The following is a 317-nucleotide window of genomic DNA, read 5'->3' on the forward strand; positions in this document are numbered from 1 at the left end:
CTGATAGCCGGCTTCTTTTAACTGTGTCAGCAATTCTGGTAGCCCCTCATAGAGGCGAACGCCCCAGATGCCTTTTTCCTTATAGAAGCTGCGATAATAGTTAATTGCTTCTGGGACTTGGCTTTCTTCAAGAACAGAAGCGAAGCTTACTTCCAGAGGCGGCCCCATAAAACTTTTGATAATACTTTCTTCAGGGCACTCTTTTCCAAGTTGTTTAAAACTGTATTCAAAGGATTTTTGGATGCCCTGTGAACTGTCAACTAAAGTTCCATCCAAATCAAAGAAGATATATTTCAAATGGCTCATTTTGTCTCCTT

1 protein-coding gene is annotated in these 317 nt (G+C 41.0%); it reads right to left on the reverse strand.

Features of this window, described 5'->3' with window-relative positions; translation table 11 throughout:
• Window positions 1–306 (reverse strand): HAD hydrolase-like protein (locus A0739_RS09800; protein ID WP_155718982.1); only part of this gene is annotated, 306 nt, incomplete at its 3' end.
• Window positions 307–317: the final 11 nt, after the last annotated feature.

Source organism: Streptococcus oralis (assembly GCF_001588645.1).
GTDB classification, from domain to species: domain Bacteria; phylum Bacillota; class Bacilli; order Lactobacillales; family Streptococcaceae; genus Streptococcus; species Streptococcus oralis_AB.